Below are 380 nucleotides of genomic sequence, written 5' to 3' on the forward strand. Positions count from 1 at the left end.
GCGAACTGGAAATCCAGCTGGGCGCCGGTCGGCAGGCTGGTGCCGGCGCGGCCCAGGGCGATGCGCGCGGAGGTCAGTCGACGCAGTTCCTGCCAGGGATTGGGGGTGAAGCTGTCGCTCATCGAAGACACCTCAGGCGAGTGGCGCTCAGGACAATTGCGCGAGCGCGTGGCGGAAGGCGCCGGGAAGCTGTCCGGCCATCTGCACGCGGCCGTCCTGCTGGCGGAGGATTTCCATGCGTTCCAGCCATGCCTCGAATTCCGGCGCGGGCTTGAGGCCCAGCGTCTGCCGCGCGTAGAGCGCGTCGTGGAACGAGGTGGTCTGGTAGTTGAGCATCACGTCGTCGGAGCCGGGGATGCCCATGATGAAGTTGATGCCGG

General features: G+C 67.4%; 2 protein-coding genes. Both read right to left on the bottom strand.

Annotated elements, in window-relative coordinates; genetic code table 11:
• On the bottom strand, positions 1 to 122 hold a 122-nt coding region (locus tag ACCC94_RS30120; protein ID WP_413353225.1), incomplete at its 3' end, for an ethanolamine ammonia-lyase light chain EutC.
• A gap of 25 nt (positions 123 to 147) precedes the next feature.
• On the bottom strand, positions 148 to 380 hold a 233-nt coding region (gene eutB / locus ACCC94_RS30125; RefSeq protein WP_413353224.1), incomplete at its 5' end, for an ethanolamine ammonia-lyase subunit EutB.

Origin of the sequence: Pseudomonas sp. Pseusp97 (assembly GCF_047304025.1) — a bacterium.
Taxonomy (GTDB): domain Bacteria; phylum Pseudomonadota; class Gammaproteobacteria; order Pseudomonadales; family Pseudomonadaceae; genus Pseudomonas.